Source organism: Streptomyces sp. NPDC043726 (assembly GCF_056436565.1).
Genome location: NZ_JBWKCI010000033.1, coordinates 1 through 1,600 on the forward strand (window position 1 = coordinate 1; position 1,600 = coordinate 1,600).

Below are 1,600 nucleotides of genomic sequence, written 5' to 3' on the forward strand. Positions count from 1 at the left end.
TGAGACCTGATGCCGAGCCGATTGTGGTGAAGTGGATGATCCTATGCTGTCGAGAAAAGCCTCTAGCGAGTTTCATGGCGGCCCGTACCCTAAACCGACTCAGGTGGTCAGGTAGAGAATACCGAGGCGTTCGGGTGAACTATGGTTAAGGAACTCGGCAAAATGCCCCCGTAACTTCGGGAGAAGGGGGGCCACATCCGGTGATCCGTTTTACACGGTGAGCTGGGGGTGGCCGCAGAGACCAGCGAGAAGCGACTGTTTACTAAAAACACAGGTCCGTGCGAAGCCGTAAGGCGATGTATACGGACTGACGCCTGCCCGGTGCTGGAACGTTAAGGGGACCGGTTAGTCATGATTCGTCATGGCGAAGCTGAGAACTTAAGCGCCAGTAAACGGCGGTGGTAACTATAACCATCCTAAGGTAGCGAAATTCCTTGTCGGGTAAGTTCCGACCTGCACGAATGGCGTAACGACTTCTCGACTGTCTCAACCATAGGCCCGGTGAAATTGCACTACGAGTAAAGATGCTCGTTTCGCGCAGCAGGACGGAAAGACCCCGGGACCTTTACTACAGTTTGATATTGGTGTTCGGTTCGGCTTGTGTAGGATAGCTGGGAGACTTTGAAGCGGCCACGCCAGTGGTTGTGGAGTCGTCGTTGAAATACCAGTCTGGTCGTGCTGGATGTCTAACCTGGGTCCGTGATCCGGATCAGGGACAGTGTCTGATGGGTAGTTTAACTGGGGCGGTTGCCTCCTAAAGAGTAACGGAGGCGCCCAAAGGTTCCCTCAGCCTGGTTGGCAATCAGGTGTTGAGTGTAAGTGCACAAGGGAGCTTGACTGTGAGACCGACGGGTCGAGCAGGGACGAAAGTCGGGACTAGTGATCCGGCGGTGGCTTGTGGAAGCGCCGTCGCTCAACGGATAAAAGGTACCCCGGGGATAACAGGCTGATCTTCCCCAAGAGTCCATATCGACGGGATGGTTTGGCACCTCGATGTCGGCTCGTCGCATCCTGGGGCTGGAGTCGGTCCCAAGGGTTGGGCTGTTCGCCCATTAAAGCGGTACGCGAGCTGGGTTTAGAACGTCGTGAGACAGTTCGGTCCCTATCCGCTGTGCGCGTAGGAATATTGAGAAGGGCTGTCCCTAGTACGAGAGGACCGGGACGGACGAACCTCTGGTGTGCCAGTTGTTCTGCCAAGGGCATGGCTGGTTGGCTACGTTCGGGAGGGATAACCGCTGAAAGCATCTAAGCGGGAAGCCTGCTTCGAGATGAGTATTCCCACCTCCTTGAGAGGGTAAGGCTCCCAGTAGACGACTGGGTTGATAGGCCGGATATGGAAGCACGGTAACGTGTGGAGTTGACCGGTACTAATAGGCCGAGGGCTTGTCCTCAGTTGCTCGCGTCCACTGTGTTGGTTCTGAAACCACGAACAGCCCCACGTTGCCACAGCGTGGTGCGGCATTGTTCGACAGTTTCATAGTGTTTCGGTGGTCATAGCGTGAGGGAAACGCCCGGTTACATTCCGAACCCGGAAGCTAAGCCTTACAGCGCCGATGGTACTGCAGGGGGGACCCTGTGGGAGAGTAGGACGCCGCCGAAC

The 1,600-nt window shown here is 56.1% G+C and carries 2 rRNA genes; both read left to right on the forward strand.

Annotated elements, in window-relative coordinates:
• Nucleotides 1-1,391 (forward strand): 23S ribosomal RNA (locus tag AC068Z_RS42210); the annotation flags it as partial.
• 92 nt (nt 1,392-1,483) lie between these two features.
• A 5S ribosomal RNA gene (rrf, locus tag AC068Z_RS42215) occupies nt 1,484-1,600 on the forward strand.